This is a genomic window from Xanthomonas sp. SHU 199 (assembly GCF_000364665.1).
Taxonomy (GTDB): domain Bacteria; phylum Pseudomonadota; class Gammaproteobacteria; order Xanthomonadales; family Xanthomonadaceae; genus Xanthomonas_A; species Xanthomonas_A sontii.
Genome location: NZ_AQOI01000371.1, coordinates 1 through 2,105, shown reverse-complemented (window position 1 = coordinate 2,105; position 2,105 = coordinate 1). Strand labels below are relative to the sequence as shown.

2 protein-coding genes are annotated in these 2,105 nt (G+C 55.0%); both read left to right on the top strand.

Going from position 1 to position 2,105, the window contains the following annotated elements:
* The first annotated feature begins 54 nt into the window (after window positions 1–54).
* Window positions 55–309: a hypothetical protein gene (locus D183_RS27490; protein ID WP_157835211.1), complete on the top strand. Its 255-nt coding sequence runs from the start codon at window positions 55–57 to the stop codon at window positions 307–309.
* Window positions 310–1,342: 1,033 nt separating this feature from the next.
* Window positions 1,343–1,744, top strand: coding sequence for a hypothetical protein (locus D183_RS27485; RefSeq protein WP_157835210.1), 402 nt, complete (start codon window positions 1,343–1,345; stop codon window positions 1,742–1,744).
* Window positions 1,745–2,105 lie beyond the last annotated feature (361 nt).

Genomic DNA, 2,105 nt, shown 5'->3' with positions numbered 1-2,105 from the left:
TCATTCAAGCCGAAGCCGCTTCGCGGCTCGGCTTAATTCAGGCGTTAGGTGGCCATGGAAATCATCGAAGTGCTCGGATCAAAGTTCGTCGCCCTCTTGGCGCTCCTCGCCTTTACCTATTTTCTTCTAGCGCTCGCTCCGCTACTTTGGCCAGCCAGACGCGCATTTAGCCAGCGCAGTCGTTTGGAACGTCCTTGGCTGTTTACCGCGACGGTTGCTGCGCTGGTCTATGGCTCGGTGTACTTGGTCGTCGCAGTCGTGGGTATTCCCGTACAGGCGTACGTCGTATTTCTCGCTCCACAACTATAGGAAATGGGTCAACCTTACGGCAGCTGGCTGGTCGCTACATCGCGGCTTATCGGCCAATGGTGGTGGCCAGTCCTTCCGATCGCTCTACTCGCTTCCACTGTTGGTCTTACGCGTAAGCTGGCGGCGCGGTGGGCAGGCATCTGCGCAGTGCTGGCCACCTAAAAATTCGTCCGAGCCGACGCCGTTTCGAGGCGCGGCTTAACTCAGGTGTTAGGCCGTTGGCATGAACTCAGTGCAGACCAAAAGATCGATCCTGCTAGGCACACTTATCGCTCCTCTCGGGGCGCCAGTGGCATTCTTGCTGTACTCGCTGGCGTCCGCTCTAGTGCGGGAGGGGCTGCCAGGGCTCAACGATTGGCCCATTGCCGTTGTAATCTATTTTTCTTTCGGTCTACCCATCGCATATGGAACGATGGTCGCTATCGGCTTACCCTACGTCACGTGGCTTCGGCGCGCTGGCTATTTGAGTTGGCTCAGTGTATGCGCTGGTGCTGTCATAGCCGGAACATTTTCGCTGCCGGGCAGTCTCATGCTTCTAGGCGTTGGCTCACAGCCCTATCTTGCCAATTTCGCAGCTGGCGGCTTTATCGGTCTCGTTTGTGGCGTATTGTTTTGCGTTGTTACGGGGCCTAAAAATTTATTCAAGCCGGCGCCGCTTCGCGAAGCCGCCAACTCAGGTGTTAGGCGGTAGTGTTGTGCGTGCGGCGCGACTTACGCCATCGGTGACAGCGATAGCGCTTCAGCGGTCGGCCTCGGTTCGCAATCCTCACGTCTACCGCCATCGGATCGCCCGCTACTTGGTCATCCAGCTTCGTTGCTCTGCTGCGCTCATTGCCTATGGTTTCGGTCACATCCAGCGGCCAGCATCTCGGGCGAGCCCCAATACCGCTATTTGTGGCATGCTCGGCTATTGGCGCAAGTGCTGGGGAGCACGCTTCTTGCTCACCACCTCCTGGCACGATCGTCTAACTATTCATTCAAGCCGACCCCGCTCCGCGGTGCGTCTTAACTTAGGAGTAAGGTTGCACCCCCAATGTCCAGCATTGTGAACGGCTACATCCACTGCTTCCGCTCGGAGACTGACGTCGAGGCCCATAACAGAAGGGTGCTTGAAGGTCTTGGCGATACAGGATCTTTGCTAGTCAGGCCCATGTTCTCGTTGTTACCAAACCATCGCGGACATAGTTACTACGGCCATCTCATCCACTTCGCCGCCTACTACAAAGAATTTTGGGATCTAGAGGAGGAATGGATAGTGGGCTACGAGAGCCTTTTGGAGGCACTAGTATGGGATTCATCGGAAGTAATGCATCAATGGACTGGCGCACGCACTGTGTGGCAATCCCAGGGCAGCCAGCAGATCGAGAGTATCAGCGGCATGAAAGTGGTCACCAGAAAGATATTTCCTTACGATCTTGCCGCGGGCGCAACCTAACCAATCATTCAAGCCGACGCCTTCGGCGCGAATTAACTCAGGCGCCAAGGCCCAAGCAGCATTTCCTCGAAAATGTGATGATCAATGCCCGACCTAAACGCTATTCGTTCAATTTCCATCTCGCTCACTGAAGACGAACTACGCTACTTAGTCTCATGTGGCAGCGCTCTGGTAATGAACGTGCCCCAAGCATCGTTACCCACCTACACACACTTCTCGAAATATCAAATCATTGATTTTTCCAGGCGAATTCGCAGCCTCATGAATTTCCACAATATAGACATGTAGGCATCCAGTCCTGAACGGTTTGGGGAAAAAATTCATCCAAGCCGACGCCGCTTTGCGGCGCGGCTTAACTCAG

Excerpts from the sequence above, each read along its gene's own strand:
- D183_RS27490 (WP_157835211.1), top strand. The coding sequence starts at position 55 with ATGGAAATCATCGAAGTGCTCGGATCAAAGTTCGTCGCCCTCTTGGCG.
- D183_RS27485 (WP_157835210.1), top strand. The coding sequence starts at position 1,343 with ATGTCCAGCATTGTGAACGGCTACATCCACTGCTTCCGCTCGGAGACT.